The 21,734-nt window shown below is 62.5% G+C and carries 19 protein-coding genes and 2 pseudogenes; 13 read left to right on the forward strand and 8 right to left on the reverse strand.

The window, feature by feature from the left end; genetic code table 11:
• The first annotated feature begins 66 nt into the window (after positions 1-66).
• The 10 genes from rimP (at position 67) to NKJ55_RS03010 (ending at position 12,442) form a co-directional block, all read left to right on the forward strand.
• Positions 67-699, forward strand: coding sequence for a ribosome maturation factor RimP (rimP, locus tag NKJ55_RS02965; protein WP_023676900.1), 633 nt, complete (start codon positions 67-69; stop codon positions 697-699).
• 47 nt (positions 700-746) lie between these two features.
• The gene (gene nusA, locus NKJ55_RS02970; protein ID WP_023676901.1) at positions 747-2,342 is read left to right on the forward strand and encodes a transcription termination factor NusA; all 1,596 of its coding nucleotides are present in this window, start codon (positions 747-749) and stop codon (positions 2,340-2,342) included.
• Between the two features lie 38 nt (positions 2,343-2,380).
• Positions 2,381-3,031 (forward strand): RNA-binding protein, encoded by a 651-nt coding sequence (locus NKJ55_RS02975; protein WP_352448602.1) that lies wholly within the window; start codon positions 2,381-2,383, stop codon positions 3,029-3,031.
• Positions 3,028-5,595: a translation initiation factor IF-2 gene (gene infB, locus NKJ55_RS02980; protein WP_352448603.1), complete on the forward strand. Its 2,568-nt coding sequence runs from the start codon at positions 3,028-3,030 to the stop codon at positions 5,593-5,595. Before NKJ55_RS02975 ends, infB begins: the two co-directional genes overlap by 4 nt.
• A gap of 123 nt (positions 5,596-5,718) precedes the next feature.
• The gene (gene rbfA / locus NKJ55_RS02985) at positions 5,719-6,144 is read left to right on the forward strand and encodes a 30S ribosome-binding factor RbfA (protein WP_352448604.1); all 426 of its coding nucleotides are present in this window, start codon (positions 5,719-5,721) and stop codon (positions 6,142-6,144) included.
• The gene (gene truB, locus NKJ55_RS02990) at positions 6,144-7,103 is read left to right on the forward strand and encodes a tRNA pseudouridine(55) synthase TruB (protein ID WP_352448605.1); all 960 of its coding nucleotides are present in this window, start codon (positions 6,144-6,146) and stop codon (positions 7,101-7,103) included. The genes rbfA and truB overlap by 1 nt, the downstream gene beginning before the upstream one ends.
• A gap of 134 nt (positions 7,104-7,237) precedes the next feature.
• Positions 7,238-8,332 carry a magnesium/cobalt transporter CorA gene (gene corA, locus NKJ55_RS02995; protein ID WP_352448606.1) on the forward strand — a complete coding sequence of 365 codons (1,095 nt, stop codon included), beginning with the start codon at positions 7,238-7,240 and terminating at the stop codon, positions 8,330-8,332.
• Between the two features lie 140 nt (positions 8,333-8,472).
• Positions 8,473-8,784 carry a 30S ribosomal protein S15 gene (rpsO, locus tag NKJ55_RS03000; RefSeq protein ID WP_280940423.1) on the forward strand — a complete coding sequence of 104 codons (312 nt, stop codon included), beginning with the start codon at positions 8,473-8,475 and terminating at the stop codon, positions 8,782-8,784.
• A gap of 407 nt (positions 8,785-9,191) precedes the next feature.
• On the forward strand, positions 9,192-11,339 hold the full coding sequence (gene pnp / locus NKJ55_RS03005; RefSeq protein ID WP_352448607.1) for a polyribonucleotide nucleotidyltransferase: 2,148 nt from the start codon (positions 9,192-9,194) through the stop codon (positions 11,337-11,339).
• Between the two features lie 89 nt (positions 11,340-11,428).
• Positions 11,429-12,442 (forward strand): class I SAM-dependent methyltransferase, encoded by a 1,014-nt coding sequence (locus NKJ55_RS03010; RefSeq protein ID WP_352448608.1) that lies wholly within the window; start codon positions 11,429-11,431, stop codon positions 12,440-12,442.
• A gap of 36 nt (positions 12,443-12,478) precedes the next feature.
• Here NKJ55_RS03010 and fabI read toward each other — a convergent pair whose 3' ends face one another.
• The 3 genes from fabI to fabA form a co-directional block, all read right to left on the reverse strand.
• Positions 12,479-13,291, reverse strand: coding sequence for an enoyl-ACP reductase FabI (gene fabI / locus NKJ55_RS03015; RefSeq protein WP_023676910.1), 813 nt, complete (start codon positions 13,289-13,291; stop codon positions 12,479-12,481).
• 13 nt (positions 13,292-13,304) lie between these two features.
• Positions 13,305-14,525, reverse strand: a complete 1,221-nt coding sequence (gene fabB / locus NKJ55_RS03020; protein ID WP_352448609.1) for a beta-ketoacyl-ACP synthase I — start codon at positions 14,523-14,525, stop codon at positions 13,305-13,307.
• Between the two features lie 123 nt (positions 14,526-14,648).
• Positions 14,649-15,167, reverse strand: coding sequence for a 3-hydroxyacyl-[acyl-carrier-protein] dehydratase FabA (gene fabA / locus NKJ55_RS03025; protein WP_023676912.1), 519 nt, complete (start codon positions 15,165-15,167; stop codon positions 14,649-14,651).
• Positions 15,168-15,407: 240 nt separating this feature from the next.
• Here fabA and irrA point away from each other — a divergent pair, with 240 nt between their 5' ends.
• Together irrA and NKJ55_RS03035 are read left to right on the forward strand one after the other, a co-directional pair.
• Positions 15,408-15,839 carry an iron response transcriptional regulator IrrA gene (gene irrA, locus NKJ55_RS03030; RefSeq protein ID WP_023676913.1) on the forward strand — a complete coding sequence of 144 codons (432 nt, stop codon included), beginning with the start codon at positions 15,408-15,410 and terminating at the stop codon, positions 15,837-15,839.
• Positions 15,840-15,849: 10 nt separating this feature from the next.
• Positions 15,850-16,211 (forward strand): annotated as a pseudogene (locus NKJ55_RS03035) (DUF4260 domain-containing protein).
• 81 nt (positions 16,212-16,292) lie between these two features.
• On the opposite strand, the gene NKJ55_RS03040 reads toward NKJ55_RS03035, so the two are convergent.
• On the reverse strand, positions 16,293-16,850 hold the full coding sequence (locus tag NKJ55_RS03040; RefSeq protein WP_023676915.1) for an SH3 domain-containing protein: 558 nt from the start codon (positions 16,848-16,850) through the stop codon (positions 16,293-16,295).
• 157 nt (positions 16,851-17,007) lie between these two features.
• On the opposite strand from NKJ55_RS03040, the gene NKJ55_RS03045 reads away from it, so the two are divergent.
• Complete coding sequence (locus NKJ55_RS03045) at positions 17,008-18,009, forward strand: 2-hydroxyacid dehydrogenase (protein ID WP_352448610.1); 1,002 nt, start codon at positions 17,008-17,010, stop codon at positions 18,007-18,009.
• A gap of 56 nt (positions 18,010-18,065) precedes the next feature.
• On the opposite strand, the pseudogene NKJ55_RS03050 reads toward NKJ55_RS03045, so the two are convergent.
• The 4 genes and pseudogenes from NKJ55_RS03050 to dnaN all read right to left on the reverse strand — a co-directional run bounded on the left by NKJ55_RS03050 (position 18,066) and on the right by dnaN (position 21,681).
• Positions 18,066-18,553: pseudogene (locus NKJ55_RS03050) on the reverse strand (GNAT family N-acetyltransferase).
• Positions 18,550-19,311, reverse strand: coding sequence for a molybdopterin-synthase adenylyltransferase MoeB (locus NKJ55_RS03055; RefSeq protein WP_352448611.1), 762 nt, complete (start codon positions 19,309-19,311; stop codon positions 18,550-18,552). Before NKJ55_RS03055 ends, NKJ55_RS03050 begins: the two are co-directional and overlap by 4 nt.
• A 76-nt stretch (positions 19,312-19,387) precedes the next feature.
• Complete coding sequence (gene recF / locus NKJ55_RS03060; protein ID WP_352448612.1) at positions 19,388-20,536, reverse strand: DNA replication/repair protein RecF; 1,149 nt, start codon at positions 20,534-20,536, stop codon at positions 19,388-19,390.
• Between the two features lie 26 nt (positions 20,537-20,562).
• Positions 20,563-21,681 (reverse strand): DNA polymerase III subunit beta, encoded by a 1,119-nt coding sequence (dnaN, locus tag NKJ55_RS03065; protein WP_023676920.1) that lies wholly within the window; start codon positions 21,679-21,681, stop codon positions 20,563-20,565.
• Positions 21,682-21,734: the final 53 nt, after the last annotated feature.

Here is a 21,734-nt window from a genome sequence, read left to right on the forward strand (position 1 = left end):
TGGGTCCACCCGGTCCCGCTCTTTTTTATTACCTGCCGACCAACAGAAATCGAGTGACAGGACCGAATGACAGTGACGGCAAGCGAAGGCGACGACCGCATCATCCGCGAAAGCGGCATCGATGCGCGCATCGCGCTGATCGTTCAGCCGGTACTGCGCGCCATTGGTTTCCGCTTGGTACGTGTGCACCTGTCGGGCCAGAACGGGCTGACGCTGCAGATCATGGCCGAGCGCGAGGACGGCACCATGACAGTCGAGGATTGTGAAGAGGTCAGCCGCGCGGTGTCGCCGGCGCTCGATGTCGATGATCCGATCGAGAAGGCTTATCATCTCGAAGTGTCGTCGCCGGGCATCGACCGGCCGCTGGTCCGCAAATCGGACTTTGCAGCCTGGACCGGCCATCTGGTGAAGATGGAAACGTCGGTTCTCGTCGCCGACCGTAAGCGCTTCAAGGGCAAGATCGCCGAAAGCGACGCGGACGGTGTGCTGATCGAGCGTGACAAGGCCGCTTACGGCGAGGAGCCGACGGTACGTGTTCCCTACGATGCGATTGCCGAAGCGCGGCTGATTCTGACCGACGACCTTATCCGCGATGCGCTGTCGAAGGACAATCGGGCGCGCAAGGAAGCCAGGAAACGCCGCGGCGAACCCGAAGACGCACCAGAGGGTGCGGAAGACGAAACCGAACAGGAAATGTGATTGGGCTGCCGGCCGTAAAGGTCGGCAACAAGCTCGGGAGAAAGAAGATGGTTGTAAGCGCCAACAGGCTTGAACTGCTGCAGATCGCCGATGCGGTCGCGCGTGAAAAGTCGATCGACAAGTCGATCGTCATCGCCGCCATGGCCGATGCGATCCAGAAGGCCGCGCGCTCGCGCTACGGCCAGGAAACCAATATCCGCGCCGACATCAATGCCAACACCGGCGAGATGAAGCTGCAGCGGCTGATGGAAGTGGTCGAGAAGGTCGATGACTACGCGACGCAGATTGCCATTTCCTCGGCGCGCGAGCGCAATCCGGACGCCCAGCTCGGCGATTTCATTGCCGAACAGCTACCGCCGATGGATTTTGGCCGCATCGCCGCCCAGTCCGCCAAGCAGGTCATCGTGCAGAAGGTGCGCGAGGCCGAGCGCGACCGGCAATATGACGAATACAAGGACCGTATCGGCGAGATCGTCAACGGTACCGTCAAGCGCGTCGAATACGGCAACGTCATCGTCGATCTCGGCCGCGGCGAAGCGATCATCCGCCGCGACGAGCTGATTCCGCGCGAAAACTACAAGTATGGCGATCGCGTCCGTGCCTATGTCTATGACGTGCGCCGCGAACAGCGCGGCCCGCAGATCTTCCTGTCGCGCACCCATCCGCAGTTCATGGCGAAGCTGTTCACCATGGAAGTGCCGGAAATCTACGACGGCATCATCGAGATCAAGTCAGTCGCCCGCGATCCGGGTTCGCGCGCCAAGATCGCTGTCATCTCGCGCGACAGCTCCATCGATCCGGTCGGTGCCTGCGTCGGTATGCGCGGCAGCCGCGTCCAGGCGGTCGTCGGTGAATTGCAGGGCGAGAAGATCGACATCATTCCATGGTCGCCTTCGGCGGCGTCCTTCATTGTCAATGCATTGCAGCCGGCGGAAGTCGCCAAGGTCGTGCTCGACGAGGATGCCGAGCGCATCGAGGTCGTCGTTCCCGACGATCAGCTGTCGCTGGCCATCGGCCGCCGCGGCCAGAACGTCCGTCTTGCCTCGCAGCTCACCGGCTGGGATATCGACATCCTGACCGAGCAGGAAGAGAGCGAACGCCGCCAGAAGGAATTCGTCGAACGGTCGTCGCTGTTCATGGAAGCCCTCGACGTCGACGAGATGGTCGGCCAGGTGCTCGCTTCCGAAGGCTTCACCAGCGTCGAGGAGGTCGCGTATGTCGACTCCGGCGAAATCGCGTCGATCGACGGCTTCGACGAGGACACGGCTTCGGAAATCCAGACCCGCGCCCGCGAATATCTGGAGAAGATCGAAGCCGAGCATGACGAGAAGCGCAAGGCGCTCGGCGTCAAGGACGAGCTGCGCGAGATTCCCGGCATCACCACCGCCATGATGGTGACGCTCGGCGAGGACGGCGTGAAGACGATCGAGGATTTCGCCGGCTACGCCGCCGACGACCTGACCGGTTGGAAGGAACGCAAGGACGGCGAGACGAAGGTATTCCCGGGTGTGCTCGCCAACCACGGCGTATCACGCGCCGATGCCGAGCAGATGGTCCTGGCCGCTCGCCTGAAGGCTGGCTGGATCACCGAAGACGAGCTTGCCGCCGAGGGCGTGCCGGCTGACGAAACCGTCGGTGCGTGAGGTGAAACCGCATCGCACCGAACCCGCCCTTGGACGAGATGAACGATCGCACCTGCATCGTCACCCGCAGGCAAGCCGAACCGGATGAACTGATCCGTTTCGTCGTCGGCCCGGATTCGGCCGTCGTTCCGGACATCAAGAGAAACCTGCCCGGCCGCGGTTGCTGGGTGACGGCCGACCGCCTACATATAGAAAAGGCAGCGGCCAAAAACCTGTTTGCCCGTGCTTTTAAGGCGCAGGTGAGCGTGCCGGCCGATTTTGGCGGCATGGTCGACGCGCTGCTTTCCAGGTCCGCTCTGGGCATGCTTGGCCTGGCCCGCAAGGCGGGCGCCATAGCGCTCGGAGCGACCAAGGTCGAGAGCGCCGTGCGCGGCGGACTTGCACTTTTCGTGCTCCACGCGACCGAGGCTTCCGACGATGGCGTCCGCAAGATAAGCCAGGCGCGACGGGCAACCGTCCACCTCGGCGGGCCTGCGATCCGCGCTTACAAACTTTTCTCCGAGGCGGAGTTGAGCTTGGCATTGGGGGGTACAAATGTGATACATGCTGCCGTTCTCGCGGGAGACGCGGGCAGGGCGGTCCAGAAGCGCATGGTTGCGCTCGACCGATATCGGGGCGGTTCCCCGGACGATCTGGCAATGCTTGCGGCCGTTGCTGACGAAGATGATGCCGCAGAGGATATGGAATGAGCGATACGAAATCGGGCGACGACAAGACGCTGAGTGTTACGCCGAAGAAGACCTTGACGCTGAAGCGCCCCGGTATGGAACAGGGCACGGTGCGCCAGAACTTCTCGCACGGCCGCACCAAGTCGGTGGTCGTCGAGACCAAGAAGCGCAAGTTCTCGCTGCCCGGCGACAAGCCGGAGCCGGCGGCAGCGCCTGTGTCTGTCTTCACGCCGAAGCCGGTCGCGGCAGCGCCTGCCGTGCAGGAAGCTCCCAAGGCGCCTCCCCCTCCGCCGCCGGTCGAACGCGGCGGCATGGTGCTGAACGAGTTGTCGCGCCAGGAAATGGAAGCACGCCGCCGGGCTCTCGAGGGCTCGAAGGTCCGCGATGTCGAGGATCGCCAGCGCGCCATCGAGGAAGCCAAGCGCCGCAGCGAGGACGAAGAGCGCCGCCGCCGCGAGCGCGAGGAATCGGCTCGCCGTCAGGCCGAGGAAGAGGCACGGCTGCAAGCCGAGGCCGAATCCCGCCGCCGTGCCGAGGAAGAGGCGCGCCGCCGTGCGCCGCTCGCCGCCGAACTGGCAACAGTCGATGACGAGGAAGAGGTCAAACCGAAGCGGACCGGTGCCGGCGCACCAGTGCGCCGTCTGGTCACGCCGGAAGTGGCGCGTCCGGCCAAACCGACGAAGGGCGAGGAAGACCGCCGCCGCGGCAAGCTGACGCTGAATTCGGCACTTTCCGACGAGGATGCGCGCGCCCGCTCGCTCTCGTCGATGCGCCGCCGTCAGGAGAAATTCAAGCGCGCGTTGCATAACGAGCCACGCGAGAAAGTCATGCGTGAAGTGATCCTGCCCGAAACCATCACCATCCAGGAGCTAGCGCAGCGCATGTCCGAGCGCGCTGTCGACGTGGTCAAGTTCTTCATGAAGCAGGGCCAGATCCTGAAGCCTGGTGACGTCATCGACGCCGACACGGCCGAACTCGTCGCCACCGAATTTGGCCACACGGTCCGCCGCGTCGCCGAGTCCGACATCGAAGAGGGCTTGTTCAACATCGCCGATCGTCCCGAGGATCTGCAGCCGCGTCCGCCGGTGGTAACGATCATGGGCCATGTCGATCACGGCAAGACCTCGTTGCTCGATGCCATCCGCAATGCCAACGTCGTCTCCGGCGAGGCCGGCGGCATTACCCAGCATATCGGCGCCTATCAGGTCGAGAAGAACGGTCACAAGATTACCTTCATCGACACGCCCGGCCATGCCGCCTTCACGGCGATGCGTGCCCGCGGTGCCCAGGCGACCGATATCGCCATCCTCGTGGTGGCAGCTGACGACAGCGTCATGCCGCAGACGATCGAATCGATCAATCACGCCAAGGCGGCCGGCGTTCCGATCATTGTGGCGATCAACAAGATCGACAAGCATGACGCCGACCCGCAGAAGGTGCGTTCGGAACTGCTGCGCCACGAGGTGTTCGTCGAATCCATGGGCGGCGAGGTGCTGGATGTCGAGGTGTCGGCGACCAAGGGCATCAATCTCGACAAGTTGCTCGAAGCGATCCTGCTGCAGGCCGAAATCCTCGACCTGAAGGCCAATCCGGACCGCACCGCCGAAGGCGTGGTCATCGAAGCCCAGCTCGACAAGGGCCGCGGCCCAGTCGCTACCGTGCTGGTGCAGACCGGCACGTTGATGCCGGGCGACATTCTCGTCGCCGGCAACGAATGGGGCCGGGTACGCGCGCTCATCGATGATCGCGGCGAGCAGGTCAAGGAAGCGCCGCCGGCAATCCCGGTGGAAGTCCTCGGTCTGCAAGGTACGCCGCAGGCCGGCGACCGCTTCGCCGTGGTCAACAACGAAGCCCGCGCCCGCGAGATCACCGAATATCGCCAGCGTCTGGCGCGTGAGAAGGCGGTGGCCAGGCATGCCGGCCAGCGCGGCTCGCTTGAACAGATGATGTCGCAGTTGCAGACGAGCGGACTGAAGGAATTCCCGCTGGTCATCAAGGGCGACGTGCAGGGCTCGATCGAGGCGATCAACGCAGCGCTGGACAATCTCGGCACCGACGAGGTGCGCGCCCGCATCGTCCATGCGGGGGCTGGCGGCATTACCGAAAGCGACGTGTCGCTGGCGGAAACTTCGGGGGCTGCGATCATCGGCTTCAACGTTCGCGCCAATGCGCAGGCCCGCGCAGCCGCGGCTGCGGCAGGCATCGAGATCCGCTACTATTCGATCATCTACAATCTGGTCGATGATGTGAAAGCGGCTCTTTCCGGCCTACTCTCGCCGGAGCGGCGCGAGACCTTCATCGGCAATGCCGAGATCCTCGAGATCTTCGACATCACCAAGGTCGGCAAGATCGCCGGCTGCCGTGTCACCGAAGGCAAGGTCGAGCGTGGTGCGGGCGTGCGCCTGATCCGCGACAACGTCGTCATCCACGAAGGCACGCTGAAGACCCTGAAGCGCTTCAAGGACGAGGTTTCGGAAGTTCCGGGCGGCCAGGAATGCGGCATGGCCTTCCAGAACTACGAGGACATGCGCGTCGGCGACGTCATCGAGTGCTTCCGCGTCGAGATGGTGACCAGGACGCTCTGAGCTCGAACGTTCGAGTTCGGGCATCCATCGAGACCGGGCGGTGGTCGAAAGACCGCCGCCCAAACCATATGAGACATGTGGTGCGGTCCTATCCCGCGCCCCACGATTTCAGGATAGAGAAAAATGCCCCGTTCAATCACATCAGGCCCATCCCAGCGCATGCTGCGTGTCGGCGAGCAGGTGCGCCATGCGCTGTCCGAGACCTTGCAGCGCGGCGAGATCCTCGATCCGCTGATCGAGAACACGGTGGTTTCGGTCTCGGAAGTGCGCATGTCGCCCGATCTGAAGATCGCCACCGCCTTCGTCTCGCCGCTTGGCGCCAAGGATGCCGGCGTGGTGGTCGAAGCGCTCAACAAGCATGCGAAGTTCGTCCGCGGCCGTGTCTCCGGCGCGCTGCGGCAGATGAAGTACATGCCGGAATTCCGCTTCCGGCTCGACACCAGCTACGACAATTTCCAGAAGATCAACGAATTGCTGCACTCGCCCGAAGTGGCGCGCGATCTCAGCGCCGACGACAAAGACAAAGACGACCGGAAGGACAGCGAATAGTGGCGCGTCGCGGCAAGAAGAAGGGCCGGCCGATCTCGGGCTGGCTGGTACTGGACAAGCCGGTCGGCATGGGCTCGACTGAAGCCGTCTCCAAGATCAAATGGCTGTTCCAGGCGGAAAAAGCCGGCCATGCCGGCACGCTCGACCCGCTGGCGTCCGGCATGTTGCCGATCGCGCTCGGCGAAGCGACCAAGACCGTGCCATACGTCCAGGACGGCGCCAAGGTCTACCGCTTCACGGTTGCCTGGGGCGAGGAGCGTTCGACCGACGACCTCGAAGGCCCGACGACCAAAAGCTCGGACCGCCGTCCGGCGGAAGCCGACGTACGGGCGCTGCTTTCGAAATATACCGGCGTCATCATGCAGACGCCGCCGCAATTTTCGGCGATCAAGATCGCCGGCGAGCGCGCCTACGACCTTGCCCGCGATGGCGAGACGATCGACATTCCGCCACGCGAGGTTGAGATCGGCCGGCTCGATCTGGTCGAGCACATGGCCGATCGCACCATCTTCGAGGTCGAATGCGGCAAGGGCACCTATGTCCGCTCGCTGGCGCGCGACATGGGGCGCGACCTTGGCTGTTTTGGTCACATCGCCGAGCTGCGGCGGGTCGAGGTCGAGCCGTTCACGCAGGAAGATTTCGTCACCTTGGCCGAGCTGGAAGCCGCCCGCTTCGGCGAACAGAGCGAGGAAGGCTCGCAAACAGCGGACGCGCCGATCGACTTCGGTGCCATCGATGCACTTCTGGTCGACACCGCCGCGGCGCTCGAATGCTTGCCGCAGGTCGCGATCAGCGACGATGCGGCAACCAAAATCCGCCTCGGCAATCCGGTCATCATTCGCGGCCGTGACGCGCCGGTAGAAGCGGAGGAGGCCTGCGCCACCGCGCGCGGCAAGCTGGTCGCCATCGGCGCCATCGAGCAAGGCATGTTCAAGCCAAAACGGGTCTTTGTCGGGTAACAGCTGTCGCCCGGCGCATGATCTCCAAACCGGATTCTATTTTGGGAAAGGATCATGCGCTAAATCAACAGGGCGACGGCGTCGTTTGCCGTCCGAAGGGATGCGCGGCACCGACGCTGCATTCGAGGGGGCACATGGCAAAGGCTGACACGGTCAACAAACGAGCGGCGCTCAAAACACGGAGGCCGCCGGTCGGGGCTTCGCCGGGCACGCTGATCGCCGACCCGGCGGCGCGCCGCTCCGAGCTCAGGCTGACGTTGATCTCGCCCGAAAAGTTCAAGACTATCGACAATGCCAGCATCGACGACGTCAACACCCATTGCCACAATTGGCCGGTTATCTGGCTCGATTGCACAGGCCTCGCCAACATCCAGCTGATCGAGGAGATCGGCCGGATTTTCAACCTGCATCCGCTGGCGCTGGAAGATGTCGTCAACACCGGTCAGCGGCCGAAGGTGGATTTCTTCGAGGACCACGCCTTTGTCGTCGTCAGGATGATCGACGACGTCACCGCGCACCGTTACGAACAGATCGCCGTCTTCTTCGGCAGGAACTTCGTCGTCACCTTCCAGGAGCGCGAAGGCGACCCGTTCGATCCCGTGCGCAAGCGGATCGCAAGCTCGGTGCCCAACCGCTTGCGCTCGCGCGGCGCCGACTATCTCGCCTATGCTTTGATCGACGCCATCGTTGACAGCTATTTCCCGCCGATCGAGGCTGCCGGCGAATTGGTCGACAGCATTGAGGACCAGATGCTGAACCAGGCGCACAAGCATCAGATGCGGCAGCTTCATGAATTGCGGCGCGATGCCAATGTGCTGAAGGGCGTGCTTTGGCCGATGCGCGATGCGCTGGCGACCATGATCCGCAACGACGTGCCCTATGTGAAGGCCGAAACCAAGATATTCCTGAACGACACGCTCGATCATTCGCTGCGATTGATCGAACTGGTCGAAACCCAGCGCGACATGCTGACCGGCCTGATCGAGATGCACTTGTCGCTCAGCCAGGCGCGCACCAACGACGTCATCAGCTATCTGACGATCGTCTCGGTGATCTTCATGCCGCTTACCTTTCTCGTCGGCGTATGGGGCATGAATTTCGACCCCGACACCTCGCCCTGGAACATGCCGGAGCTGAAAGCCTATTACGGCTATCCCCTGTCGCTCGTCTTCATGGCGCTTGTTGCGGTCGGGCTCTTTGCGTACTTCAAATGGAAGAAATGGCTCTGACTAGGCGGAAGTGCCCGTTTATGCAGCAAAAAGCCGGCTTGTGAATTAGGCTGGCCTTTTTGTCGGAATTGCACTATATGCGCCGCAGCCTCGCGCTTTGACGCGTTGCTTGCACCGGCCCCTGCTGGACGACATCCCGGCTGAGGGCGTCCCGTTTCCTCAAACAGACAAGGAAAAACACGATGTCGATTACTGCCGAACGCAAGAAGGAATTGATGGGCGAATTCGCAACCGCCAAGGGCGATACCGGGTCTCCGGAAGTCCAGGTGGCCATCCTTTCGGAGCGCATCAAGAACCTGACCGACCATTTCAAGGACCACAAGAAGGATAACCATTCCCGCCGTGGTCTGCTCGCTCTCGTTTCCCAGCGCCGCAGCCTGCTTGATTATCTCAAGCGCAAGGACGACGCGCGCTATCAGACGCTGATCGAGAAGCTCGGTCTGCGCCGTTGACGAATTGACCGGCGGGTTCTTTCGAGAGCCCGCCGGTCGCGCATTGGAGCATCGGGTCATCCAAGGCTCCATGAAGGAAGTAGAGCGCCGCGCATCGGTTTGGATGCGCAAAGGACGCTCTGAAGTTTAGATTTGCGCAGGATATTTTCCGAAAACCTGGTTTTCGGGTTCACGCGCAAGGCCACTCGGATCGATTGGCCAACCCGGTTTCGAAACAGCAGAGGGCCGCTCGAAACCGCCCATGGACGGTCATGGGGCAGGATTGCAGGACGCTCGTGCGGCAAATGCGCTGAATAGCCGAGCTTCCCGTTGTCTTGCCCGTGGCTGCCCGAGAAAGGAAGCCAAGGGAAAGGGGCATCCGCGCACGCTGAAACGGCGCGGCCCTTTCCGCATACGAAGGACAAGACATGTTCAATTACCACAAAGTGGAAATCGAATGGGGCGGCCGTCCGCTCATTCTCGAAACCGGCAAGATCGCACGTCAGGCTGATGGCGCGGTGCTGGCCACCTACGGCGAAACCAAGGTTCTCGCCACCGTCGTCTCGATGAAAGAGCCGAAACCCGGCCTCGATTTCTTCCCGCTGACGGTCAACTACCAGGAGAAGACTTACGCGGCCGGCAAGATCCCGGGTGGCTATTTCAAGCGTGAAGGCCGTCCGAGCGAGAAGGAAACGCTGGTTTCCCGCCTGATCGACCGCCCGATCCGGCCGCTCTTCGCCGAAGGCTACAAGAACGACACCCAGATCGTCGTCACCGTCGTCCAGCACGATCTCGAAAATGACCCGGACATCCTGTCGATCGTCGCCACCTCCGCCGCCCTGACCTTGTCCGGCGTGCCGTTCATGGGCCCGGTTGGCGGCGCCCGCGTCGGCTACATCAACGGCGAATATGTGCTCAACCCGCATGTCGACGAGATGCAGGAATCGAAGCTCGACCTGGTCGTCGCCGGCACCGCCGACGCCGTGCTGATGGTCGAGTCCGAAGCCAAGGAACTCGGCGAGGACCTTATGCTCGGCGCCGTCATGTTCGGCCACAGGGGCTTCCAGCCGGTGATCGACGCGATCATCAAGCTGGCTGAAGTCGCGGCAAAGGACCCGCGCGACTTCACCGCGCCGGACTATTCCGCACTTGAAGCCGAGATGCTCAAGATCGTCGAAGGCGAGCTTCGCGACGCCTACAAGATCACCGACAAGCAAAAGCGCTATGCCGCCGTCGACGCCGTCAAGGCGAAGGTCAAGGCCGCGTTCGCGCCGGCAGAAGGCGAAGAGGCCAAATACACGTCCGAACAGATCGGCACCGTGTTCAAGGAACTCCAGGCCAAGGTCGTGCGCTGGAACATCCTCGACACCGGCTCGCGCATCGACGGCCGCGACCTGAAGACGGTCCGCAAGATCGTCTCGGAAGTCGGCGTCCTGCCGCGCACGCACGGCTCGGCGCTGTTCACTCGCGGCGAGACCCAGGCATTGGTCGTCGCCACGCTCGGCACCGGCGAGGACGAGCAGTATGTCGATTCGTTGACCGGCATGTACAAGGAGAAGTTCCTCCTGCACTACAACTTCCCTCCCTATTCGGTCGGTGAAACCGGCCGCATGGGTTCGCCGGGCCGCCGCGAAATCGGCCATGGCAAGCTCGCCTGGCGCGCCATCCGGCCGATGCTTCCGACCGCCGACCAGTTCCCCTATACGTTGCGCGTCGTTTCGGAGATCACCGAGTCCAACGGCTCGTCGTCGATGGCTACCGTCTGCGGCACCTCGCTGGCTCTGATGGACGCGGGCGTGCCGCTGGCCAAGCCGGTCGCCGGTATTGCAATGGGCCTGATCAAGGAAGGCGGGCGCTTCGCCGTGCTCTCCGACATTCTTGGCGACGAGGACCACCTCGGCGACATGGACTTCAAGGTTGCCGGCACCGCCTACGGCATCACCTCGCTGCAGATGGACATCAAGATCGAGGGCATCACCGAGGAGATCATGAAGATCGCCCTCGACCAGGCCAAGGATGGCCGTCAGCACATTCTCGGCGAAATGGCCCACGCGCTGTCCGGCGCACGTGCCGAGCTCGGCGAGTTCGCGCCGCGCATTGAGGTCATGCACATCCCGACCGACAAGATCCGCGACGTGATCGGCTCGGGCGGCAAGGTCATCCGCGAGATCGTCGAAAAGACCGGCGCCAAGATCAACATCGAGGACGACGGCACGGTCAAGATCGCTTCGGCCAACGCCAAGGAGATCGAGGCGGCGAAGAAGTGGATACACACCATCGTCGCCGAGCCGGAAGTCGGTGAAATCTACGAAGGCACGGTCGTCAAGACCGCCGACTTCGGCGCTTTCGTCAATTTCTTCGGTCCGCGTGACGGTCTCGTCCACATCTCGCAGCTCGCCAATGATCGTGTCGCCAAGACCTCCGATGTGGTCAAGGAAGGCGACAAGGTCTGGGTCAAGCTGATGGGCTTCGACGAGCGCGGCAAGGTCCGCCTGTCGATGAAGGTCGTCGACCAGGCCACCGGCAAGGAGATCGTGCGCGACAAGAAGAGCGAAGGCGAAGAAAACGCCGCCTAAGCTGATCTAACTATGCAATCGAAGCGGGCGCGCCGGAAGGTCGCGCCCGTTTGCGTTTCAACAACAGCCTTGCAGTTCAAGAGTGGTGAATGTCCGCCGAGCCGCTGAAAACGCTTTTCCATCCGTTCGAGGCCGGTGCTGTTTCCCTGCCACGAAAGGATGAACGCATACTCTTTCTCGGTGCCGAGCCCGGCTTTCGCTTGCCGGAAGGGTCTGATGCCAAGCTTCATCTTGTCCAAGGCTTCAGGCCGCACTTTCGCGCCTTGCAGGCGTCCGGCTTCACGGTCACGCCGCAGGTCGAAGGCGAGGCTTTCGACGCGGCATTTGTGCTCGCTGGCCGCCATCGCGGCCAAAACGAGTTGCGCGTTGCCGAAGCGGTCGAACGCGCAGCACCAGGCGGGTTGATCGTCGTCGCCGGCAGCAAGGACGATGGAATCGCCAGCCTGCGCAAGCATGTCGGCGCCCTTGTGCCGCTCGAAGACCACCTGCCGAAGCATCACGGCATTGCCTTCTGGTTTCGCCGGCCGGCCGATACCGTTGCCGCGGCAACGCTTCGCGCCGCCAATCCGGACTTGGTGGTCGAGGACCGCTTCCGCACGGCCCCAGGCATGTTTTCCTTCGACAAGATCGATGCCGGATCGAAGCTGCTGGTCGAAAATCTGCCCAACGATCTGCGTGGCAGCGTTGCGGATTTCTGTGCCGGTTGGGGCTATGTCGCCGCCGAAGTCGCCGCCCGCTCACTCGGCATATCGGCGCTTGACCTTTACGAAGCGGATTTCGAGGCGCTGGAGGCGGCCAAGGCCAATGTCGGCAACACAGGCGTGGAGCCACATTTCTTCTGGATAGATCTTTTGAGCGAACCGGTCGAGCGCCGCTACGACGTGGTCGTCATGAACCCGCCCTTTCACCGCAGCCGGGCGACTGAGCCGGAAATCGGTGCCGGCATGATCCGCGCGGCAGGCAAGGCGCTGAAGCCCGGCGGCCGGCTGTTCATGGTGGCAAACCGTCAGCTTCCCTACGAACCGGTGCTGGCGGCCGCCTTCTCCAGCAATGCGGAGCTCGCCCGCGACGGCATGTTCAAGGTCTTATCGGCGCGACGCTGAAATCCTGCGGGGCAAGCCCGCGATACGTCGCTCGCGCTATTCCCGCCCGCCGTCGGTCTGCTTCAATTCGTCAAGCGTCGGCATGGAAACGATGTGATAGCCGGAATCGACATAGTGGATTTCGCCGGTGACGCCGGAGGACAGGTCGGACAGCAAATAGAGCGCGGAGCCGCCGACTTCGTCGATCGTCACTGTACGGCGTAGCGGCGAGTTGCGCTGCTGGTAGGAGAACATGTGGCGTGCGTCGGAAATCCCGGCGCCCGCAAGCGTCCGTACCGGTCCCGCCGATATGCCGTTCACCCTGATGCCGCGCGGGCCGTAGTCGTTGGCGAGATAGCGGACGCTGGCCTCCAGCCCCGCCTTAGCGACACCCATAACGTTGTAGTTCGGCATGACACGGACCGAGCCGGCATAGGTCAGCGTGATCATCGAACCGCTATCCTTCATCAATGTGGCGGCGTGACGGGCGATCTCGGTGAAGGAGTAGCAGGAGATCACCATGGTGCGGATGAAGTTGTCGCGGCTCGTGTCGGCGTAGAGGCCTTTCAGCTCGTTCTTGTCCGAAAAGCCGATGGCATGGACGACGAAATCCAGCCCGCCCCACGCCTTCCCCAAAGTCTCGAAAGTCGCGGCGACCGACACGCTGTCCTCGACGTCGCAAGGCACCACCAGGGATGCGCCCAATTTCTCGGCGAGCGGCTTGACCCGGCGCCCGAAGGCCTCGCCCTGATAGGTGAAGGCGAGGTCCGCGCCATGTTCGGACAGTTTGCGGGCGATACCCCAGGCGATCGAATGATCGTTGGCAACACCCATGACAAGCCCGCGCTTGCCCTTCATCAATCCGTCCATGGTCGGCAAATCCTTATGCGGAATAGCGCTGGAAAATCAGCGTTGCGTTGGTGCCACCGAAACCGAACGAATTGGACAAAACGGTGTCGATCCTTGCATCGTCGATGCGCTTGCGCACGATCGGCATGCCCTCGAATTCCGGATCGAGGTTCTCAATGTGGGCGCTCTCGCCGATGAAGCCGCCTTGCATCATCAGGATCGAGTAGATCGATTCCTGCACGCCGGCGGCGCCCAGAGAATGGCCGGTTAGCGATTTGGTCGACGTGATGAAAGGCATCTTCTCGCCGAACACCTCGCGGATGGCGCCCATTTCCTTGGAGTCGCCGACCGGCGTCGAGGTGCCGTGCGTATTGATGTAGTCGACCGGCGAGGACACCGTTGCGAGCGCCTGCTTCATGCAGCGCGCCGCGCCTTCGCCCGACGGCGCCACCATGTCGTAGCCGTCCGATGTCGCGCCATAGCCGACGATCTCGGCATAGATCTTGGCGCCGCGTGCCTTGGCATGCTCGAGCTCTTCAAGAATCAGCACGCCGGCGCCGCCGGCAATGACGAAACCGTCGCGATCGACGTCGTAGGCGCGTGAGGCGACCGATGCCCTGTCGTTGAACTTGGACGACATGGCGCCCATGGCATCGAAGAGATCCGACATCGTCCAGTCGAGATCCTCATGGCCGCCGGCGAAGACGATGTCCTGCTTGCCCCACTGGATCAGCTCGTAGCCATTGCCGATGCAATGCGCAGACGTCGAGCAGGCCGATGAGATCGAATAGTTGACGCCGTGGATCTTGAACCAGGTGGCAAGCGTCGCCGACGCGGTCGACGACATCGCTTTTGGCACTGCGAACGGCCCGATCCGCTTGGGGCTGCCGTTTTTGACCGTGGTCTCGGCCGCCTCGACGATTGCACGGGTCGACGGTCCGCCGGAGCCCATCACGATACCGGTGCGCTCGTTGGTGATGTCGGCCTCGTCGAGGCCGGCGTCTGCGATCGCCTGGTCCATTGCGACATGGTTCCAGGCAGCACCCTGCGACAGGAAGCGCATGGCGCGACGGTCGATCATGCCCGATGGGTCCAGCGTCGGCGCACCCCACACCCGGCAACGGAAGCCATGCTCGGCGAAAGAGTCGGAGAAGCTGATGCCGGATCTGGCATCGTGCAGCGAGGTCTGCACCTCGTTGGCATTGTTGCCTATCGACGACACGATGCCGAGACCTGTGACTACGACCCGTCTCATTCGCAACTCCTTCCAGCGCGGACCCCGAACCTGAAATCAATTTCCGGAATGGAACCATGCGCAAAATTAAAAGTGCTACAGCGTTCATCAGACGTCCAAGACGTCGTACTGTAGGGTCTTCGTTCAGACGGCGGCCGATTGCTTGGACAGACCGACCTTCAGATCCGTTGCCGCGTATATGGGCTCGCCATCTGCCTTCAGCCAGCCATCGGCGATGCCAAGCACAAGCCGACCGCGCATCACTCGCTTGAAGTCGACGCCATACTCCACCTTCTTGACCGAAGGCGTGACCATGCCTTTGAACCTCACCTCACCGGTCGACAGCGCCATCCCCTTGCCGGGTTCACCGAGCCATCCGAGATAGAACCCCGTCAACTGCCACATGGCGTCCAGGCCTAGGCATCCTGGCATGATCGGATTACCGATGAAATGGCAGGCGAAAAACCACAAATCCGGCTTGATATCGAATTCCGCGCGGATGAAACCCTTGTCGAACGCACCGCCGGTCTCGCTGATCTCGGTGATGCGGTCGAACATCAGCATCGGCGGATAGGGCAGCTGCGCATTTCCCGGTCCGAACAGCTCGCCGCGGGCGCAGGCAAGCAATTCCTCGTAACCGTAGCTGGATTTCGAACCCGCCATCAATCTCGTCCCCGTGATCGTCCCGGGCGATAGGCGCCCTTGTCGGTGGTTTCCTAACACAATCTGTTTCAGGCCGGAAACCGGCGCTTGCGCTTAACCTGCCCGTCTGCCCGGGTCAATGCGCGCTATTGATCGCATTCGGTCGACAGAATATATGTCAGGACACGTCCGGTTTCGGCAGATGCTCAATTTCTGCCATTTTGGACCTGTCTGAGGCGGAACTGTGAGCGCGACGGATAGATGGATCTGGGTTGCCGGAAGGATAATGTCGCTGTGGACAAGCGCGTTCGCGAGGCCGGTCTGAGGCCGACACGCCAGCGCATCGCGCTGGCCGATCTGCTTTTCGCCAAGGGCGACCGCCATCTTTCGGCCGAGGAACTGCACGAGGAGGCGCTTGCCGCCGGCGTGCCGGTGTCTCTGGCCACCGTCTACAATGCTCTGCACCAGTTTACCCAGGCCGGTCTTCTCCGCATCCTTGCCGTCGAGGGATCGAAGACTTATTTCGACACCAACACCTCCGATCACCATCATTTCTATATCGAGGGCGAAAACAGGATCTTCGATATCGACAGCGGCCCGGTGACGGTTTCCAACCTGCCGGAACCGCCGGAGGGCATGGAGATCGCCAATGTCGATATCGTGGTGAGACTGCGTCCGAAACGCTGCGACTGACCGGCGCCTTATGAAATTCCTGGATTTGACGCTCCGGCTCGAATGGGTCGCCGTCGCGGTGGCGGCTATTGTCTTCTATGCAATCGCCGGTGTTTCCTGGTGGCTGTTTGCCGTGCTCATTCTGGCGCCCGACCTGTCGATGCTGGGTTACATGGCCGGGCCGCGCGTCGGGGCCGTCGCCTACAACGCGCCTTGCACATACTGATCTTGCCCGTTCTGCTGGCGCTTGTCGGCAGCGTCTTTGACAATGCAATGGCGATAGCTGTCGCGCTGATCTGGATCGCCCACATCGCCATCGACCGCGCTCTGGGCTATGGTTTGAAGCTGTCGAGCAGTTTCCAGGATACCCATCTCGGCCGCATCGGCCGCTAAACCATCCCCGAACCGAAGATCAGCGAAACAAATGCCGGATCCGGTGCTTGCAGCGCTGGCCTGACCTCCGGTTCGGAAAGGTCAGTTCTTGACCTTTTCGCCGGGATAGGCACCCCAGACGAGCGACTGTGCGAGCCAGCCGGTATGGCCGTCGAAGGTCATTTCGCACCATTGGCCATCGCAGGACTTGATTGTGCCCATCACCCCCGGTTCGAGGATCGCGATGACGCCTGCATCTTTTGCCGGGTCGTCAAGGAGGTTGACGCGAGCGTCCTTGCCGCGCTGCCAGGGGGCGACGATCGCCGTGCGACGGCCCGAAAGCAGCGACTGATTGATCCAGCCTTCCGAGCCGTCGGCATCACGCACACGGCGCCACGTATCGAACTCCTGGATGATCTCCATCGGCAGGCCTGGCTTCATATACATCCAGTCGACGGAATAATTGACGCCCGGCCCAACGCGCGAGTTGACACGGCCGGATTTCAGGCTGACGAAGCGCGGCAGCGGCAAGCCGCTTGGTCCGAGCGTGACGCTCTGGGCGGGTGCGGCGGCACTTTGCGCCATCACCAGTGGGCTATGGATGAGAGCGCCGAGGAATGCTGCACTGAGGGTCAGGCGGAGCGACGCGAAACCAGACACTTTCGTTCCTTTCGGCGCCCGCCCATCGGCCTTCGCGCCCATTTTTCTTTGTCTTCGGCGGAACCGCTTGTTACATGGATGACCGGTACCGCGATCGGCTCTCAGTTTCGCCGTTCTTGGTTAAAGAGGTCTCAACGAGATCGGGTTCGAGGAAACAATGACAGGCAAAAAGAAGCCCCTCGTCGTCATCACGCGCAAGTTGCCCGACGTAGTCGAGACCCGCATGCGCGAGTTGTTCGACGCCCGCTTGAATGTGGAGGACAGGCCGATGACGCAGCCGGAACTGGTGGCGGCGGTCAAGGAGGCCGACGTGCTGGTGCCGACTGTGACCGACAATATCGACGCGGCGCTGATTGCCCAGGCCGGCGACAACCTCAAGCTGATCGCCAACTTCGGCAATGGCGTCGACAAGATCGACGTTGCGGCAGCGGCCAAGAAAGGCATCACCGTCACCAACACGCCGAACGTGTTGACCGAAGATACGGCCGACATGACCATGGCGCTGATGCTGGCCGTACCGCGGCGGCTGGCTGAAGGCGCCAACGTGCTGACCGGCGATAAGAAATGGGCGGGCTGGTCGCCGACCTGGATGCTCGGCCGGCGCATCTGGGGCAAACGGCTCGGCATTGTCGGCATGGGTCGCATCGGCACCGCTGTCGCCAGGCGCGCCAAGGCGTTTGGCCTCTCGATCCACTACCACAACCGCCACCGCGTACTGCCGGCAATCGAGGACGAGTTGGAAGCCACGTATTGGGAAAGCCTTGACCAGATGCTCGCCCGCATGGACATTATCTCGGTCAATTGTCCATCGACACCGGCAACCTTCCACCTGCTTTCGGCGCGGCGGCTGGCGCTTCTGCAACCGTCAGCTTACATAGTCAATACCGCGCGCGGCGATATCATCGATGAGGAATCGCTGGTCAAGCTCATCCATGACGGCAAGATCGCCGGCGCCGGCCTCGACGTCTACGAGCACGAGCCGGCGCTGAACAGCAAGCTGCTGAAACTTGCCCACAAAGGCAAGGTCGTGCTGTTGCCGCATATGGGCTCGGCGACGCTCGAAGGCCGTATCGACATGGGCGAGAAGGTAATCATCAACATCCGCGCCTTCTTCGATGGTCATCGCCCGCCCGACCGCGTGCTGCCGCTGCGGGCGTGACCGGCCAGCGAATTCTGGTCGGGGCAGCTGCCGGCTCGCTTTTAGTTAGCGTTTGCTTACAAAAGCACCTTGCGCATGGTGATTGAGGTCGGCCGGTCGTAACCTTTGTGCGCTGTCCGTTCGGTTTCGCGAAAGCCGAGGCGGGCGAAGGCAGCGTGGTTTCCAGTCAGTTCGACCCGGGTCTGGAGCTCGATGGCGGTCCTGTTGCGGCTGCGGGCAAGATCTTCGACGGCCTGCATCAGCTGTTTTCCGACGCCTTGTCCCTGAAGCGTCGGCTCGACCGCGAGCTTTCCAATATAGAGGTCGTCTGCACGCTTCAGGATGAAGACGCAACCGACGATCTCGTTTCCTTCAGCGCCAGGAATGCTGTCTCTTCCAGCGCTCTAGCCCTGAGATTTTCAACGGTGAGCCGATGCGCCGAGGACGGCGGGTCAATAACCCCGTCCATAAAGGCGAAGGCGCGCATGACCAGCGCCAGCACCTCGTCCCAACGGTCGAAATCGGCCGCAAGCTGCACGATGGAAACGTCGGCGGGCAGGCTCACGGGCTGGTTCGCTTGTAGCGGATCGTGTCGAAGCGTGCCGCCAGCGCATCGTAGAGCAGCAGTCGTCCGACCAGCGGCTCGCCAATCCCGGTGATCAGCTTGATCGCTTCCATGGCTTGCAGCGTGCCGATGACCCCGGTCAACGCGCCGACAATGCCGGCCACCGCGCAGGATGGCACCAGTCCCGGCGGCGGCGCCTCGGGAAAGAGATCGCGGTAGCTTGGGTTCAACTTGCCGTCCGCGCCGGTTTCGAATGGCTTCAGTACGGTGACCGAGCCGTCGAAGCGGCCAACGGCGGCATGCACGAGCGGCCGGCTTTCCGCGGCGCAGGCGTCGGCCACCGCGTAGCGTGTCTCGAAATTGTCGGAGCCGTCAACGACGATGTCATAACGGGCAATGAGGGTAGGGGCGTTGTCCACGGTCAGCCTGAAATTGTGCTCTTCCACGACGACGTTTGGATTGATGCGGATGATCGCCGCTCTGGCGCTGTCGGTTTTCGCCACCCCGACATCGCCCGTGGCGTGGATCACTTGTCGTTGCAGGTTGGAAAGCGAAACGATGTCGTCGTCGACGATACCGAGAGTGCCAATCCCTGCGGCGGCGAGATATTCGAGCACCGGCGCTCCCAATCCGCCGGCGCCAATGACGAGCACCCGCGCCCGCTTCAGCCGCTGCTGGCCGGCGCCGCCGATCTCGGGCAGCACGATGTGGCGGGCGTAGCGTTCGAGCTCTTCATCGGTGAGGGCGGCTGTGATCATCGCCGGACCATATAGCGGAGGAAAAAGCTTGTCAGGTATCAATGCATGCCGCTCAGAAGTGCGCCATGAACCAAGTTCAAATGGTCGGCCTGACCGTGCCGTGATCGACGATCAGGAATTGCGCGCGTCCCTTGAGGCTGTCAAACAACGCGGCATCGGTCCCGGTCATGAAGGCCTGGCAGTTTAGTTCCTCCAGGATCGAGAACAAGGCCGCCCGTCGACCGCCGTCGAGATGGGCGGCGATCTCGTCGAGCAGCAGGATCGGTGTCATGCCCGACATCTCGCCGGTTAGCCGCGCATGCGACAAGACAATGCCGACCAGCAGCGCCTTCTGCTCGCCGGTCGAACAGAGCTCGGCCGGCATCGCCTTGGGCCGGTGGCGCACCACGAGGTCGGAACGGTGCGGGCCGTCGAGCGTGCGTCCGGCGGTGCGGTCGCGGTCGCGCCCCTGGGCAAGCGCACGACGGAACCGTTCCTCTACGTCGACGGCCGGCAAAATACCGAGTTCGCCTTCCAGTTCGCCAGAGATGCCGATGTCGGCTTGCGGAAACGGTCCGTCGCCGGGCAGCCGGTCGATCATGGCGGCGAGCAGGCGCACCAGTTCGGCACGCGCCGCGGCAATCGCCACGCCGGTCTCGGCCATTTGCATCTCGATCGCATCGAACCAGGCACCGTCGCGTGAACCGTCGGCGAGCAGTCTGTTGCGGCCGCGCATTGCCTTTTCGTAGTCAAGCGCGCGCTGGCCGTGGCCAGGATCGATCGCCAGCACCAGCCGGTCTAGGAAGCGCCGGCGGTCGGCAGCCGGCCCGGGGAACAGGCCGTCCATGGCCGGTGTCAGCCAGACCACGCGCAGCCATTCCAGCATGTCTTCGGCTGAGCGTGCCGTCGCGCCGTTGATCCGCACCCGCCGGCCGGCTTCGCCGTCGCTGCCCGATATTCCGGTACCGATCTCGACCTGGCCTTCCGGCCCGTCAAGCCGGGCATGCAGCGCAAAGCCACCGTCGCCGCCTTCGCGCGCCACCTCGGAATAGGGTGCGCGGCGCAGGCCGCGGCCCGGCGTGAGCAGCGAGATCGCTTCAAGCAGATTGGTCTTGCCGGCGCCATTGTCGCCGGAGAAAACCACAGCACCGGGATCAAGGTCGATTGCCAACGCCGCATAGTTGCGGAAATTCGTAAGTGTGAGCTTACTTATGTACGTCTGCTGCGGTTTTGCAGATCTGGTCACGACAGCAAGATGGCCCCGTTCGGGCCCTACACCCGCATCGGCATCAGCACGTAGAGCGCGGTCTCGTCGGCCATGTCGTGGATCAGCGTCGGGGAACCGGCATCCGCCAGCATGAACTTCGCCTCCGTGCCGGTCAGTTGCGCGGCAACGTCGAGCAGGTATTTGGCGTTGAAGCCGATTTCGATCGGATCGGACGAATAGTCGGCCGCCAGTTCCTCGGTGGCACTACCCGAATCCGGGTTGTTGACCGCAAGCGTGACCTGCCCTTCGGCGATCGAAAGCTTCACCGCCCGGCCGCGTTCGGACGAAATGGTCGAAACGCGATCGACGGCAGCGGCGAAACTCTGGCGATCGATAATCAGCTTCTTGTCGTTGCCGGTCGGAATGACGCGCTGGTAGTCCGGGAAAGTGCCGTCGATCAGCTTGGAGGTCAAGATAACGCTGCCGATGGTGAAACGGATCTTGGTGTCGGACAACTCGGTGGTGACTGCAACATCGGGATCGTCGACCAGCTTTTGCAGCTCGCTGACCGTCTTTCGCGGGATTATGACGCCAGGCATGCCCTCAGAGCCTGCGGGCGCATCGATCTCGGCGCGCGCCAGCCGGTGGCCGTCGGTCGCGACAGAGCGCAGCTTCAGCTTGCCGCCGGCCTCGTGCGTGTGCAGATAAATGCCGTTCAGATAATAGCGCGTCTCCTCGGTCGAGATGGCGAACTGGGTCTTTTCGATGAGGCCCTTTAGTCCGACGGAATCGAGCCGGAAAATATGCGAGAACGACCCGGCTGAAAGCTCGGGAAAGTCGGACTGCGGCAGGCATTGCAGGCGGAAGCTCGAGCGCCCCGACGTCACCGTCATGGCGTTGCCGTCTTCGTCGGTCTTCAGCGCCACCTCCGCGCCGTCGGCAAGCTTGCGCACGATGTCGTAGAGCAGATGTGCCGGGACCGTCGTCGCCCCGCCACGTTCGACCTTTGCCGGCGTTGCTTCGGTCACCTCCAGGTCGAGGTCGGTCGCCTTCATTTCAAGGCTGGCCCCCTCGGCGCTAAGCAGCACGTTCGACAGGATCGGAATGGTATTGCGCCGCTCGACCACGCGGTGAACATGGTTGAGCGACTTCAGGAGATTTGACCGTTCCAGGATAACACGCATGACGAAACAGGCTCGCTTGAATGAATGAACGGGTCTCCGGCAAGCGGCGCCCC

This window comes from Mesorhizobium sp. M0106, assembly GCF_040322715.1.
GTDB lineage: Bacteria > Pseudomonadota > Alphaproteobacteria > Rhizobiales > Rhizobiaceae > Mesorhizobium.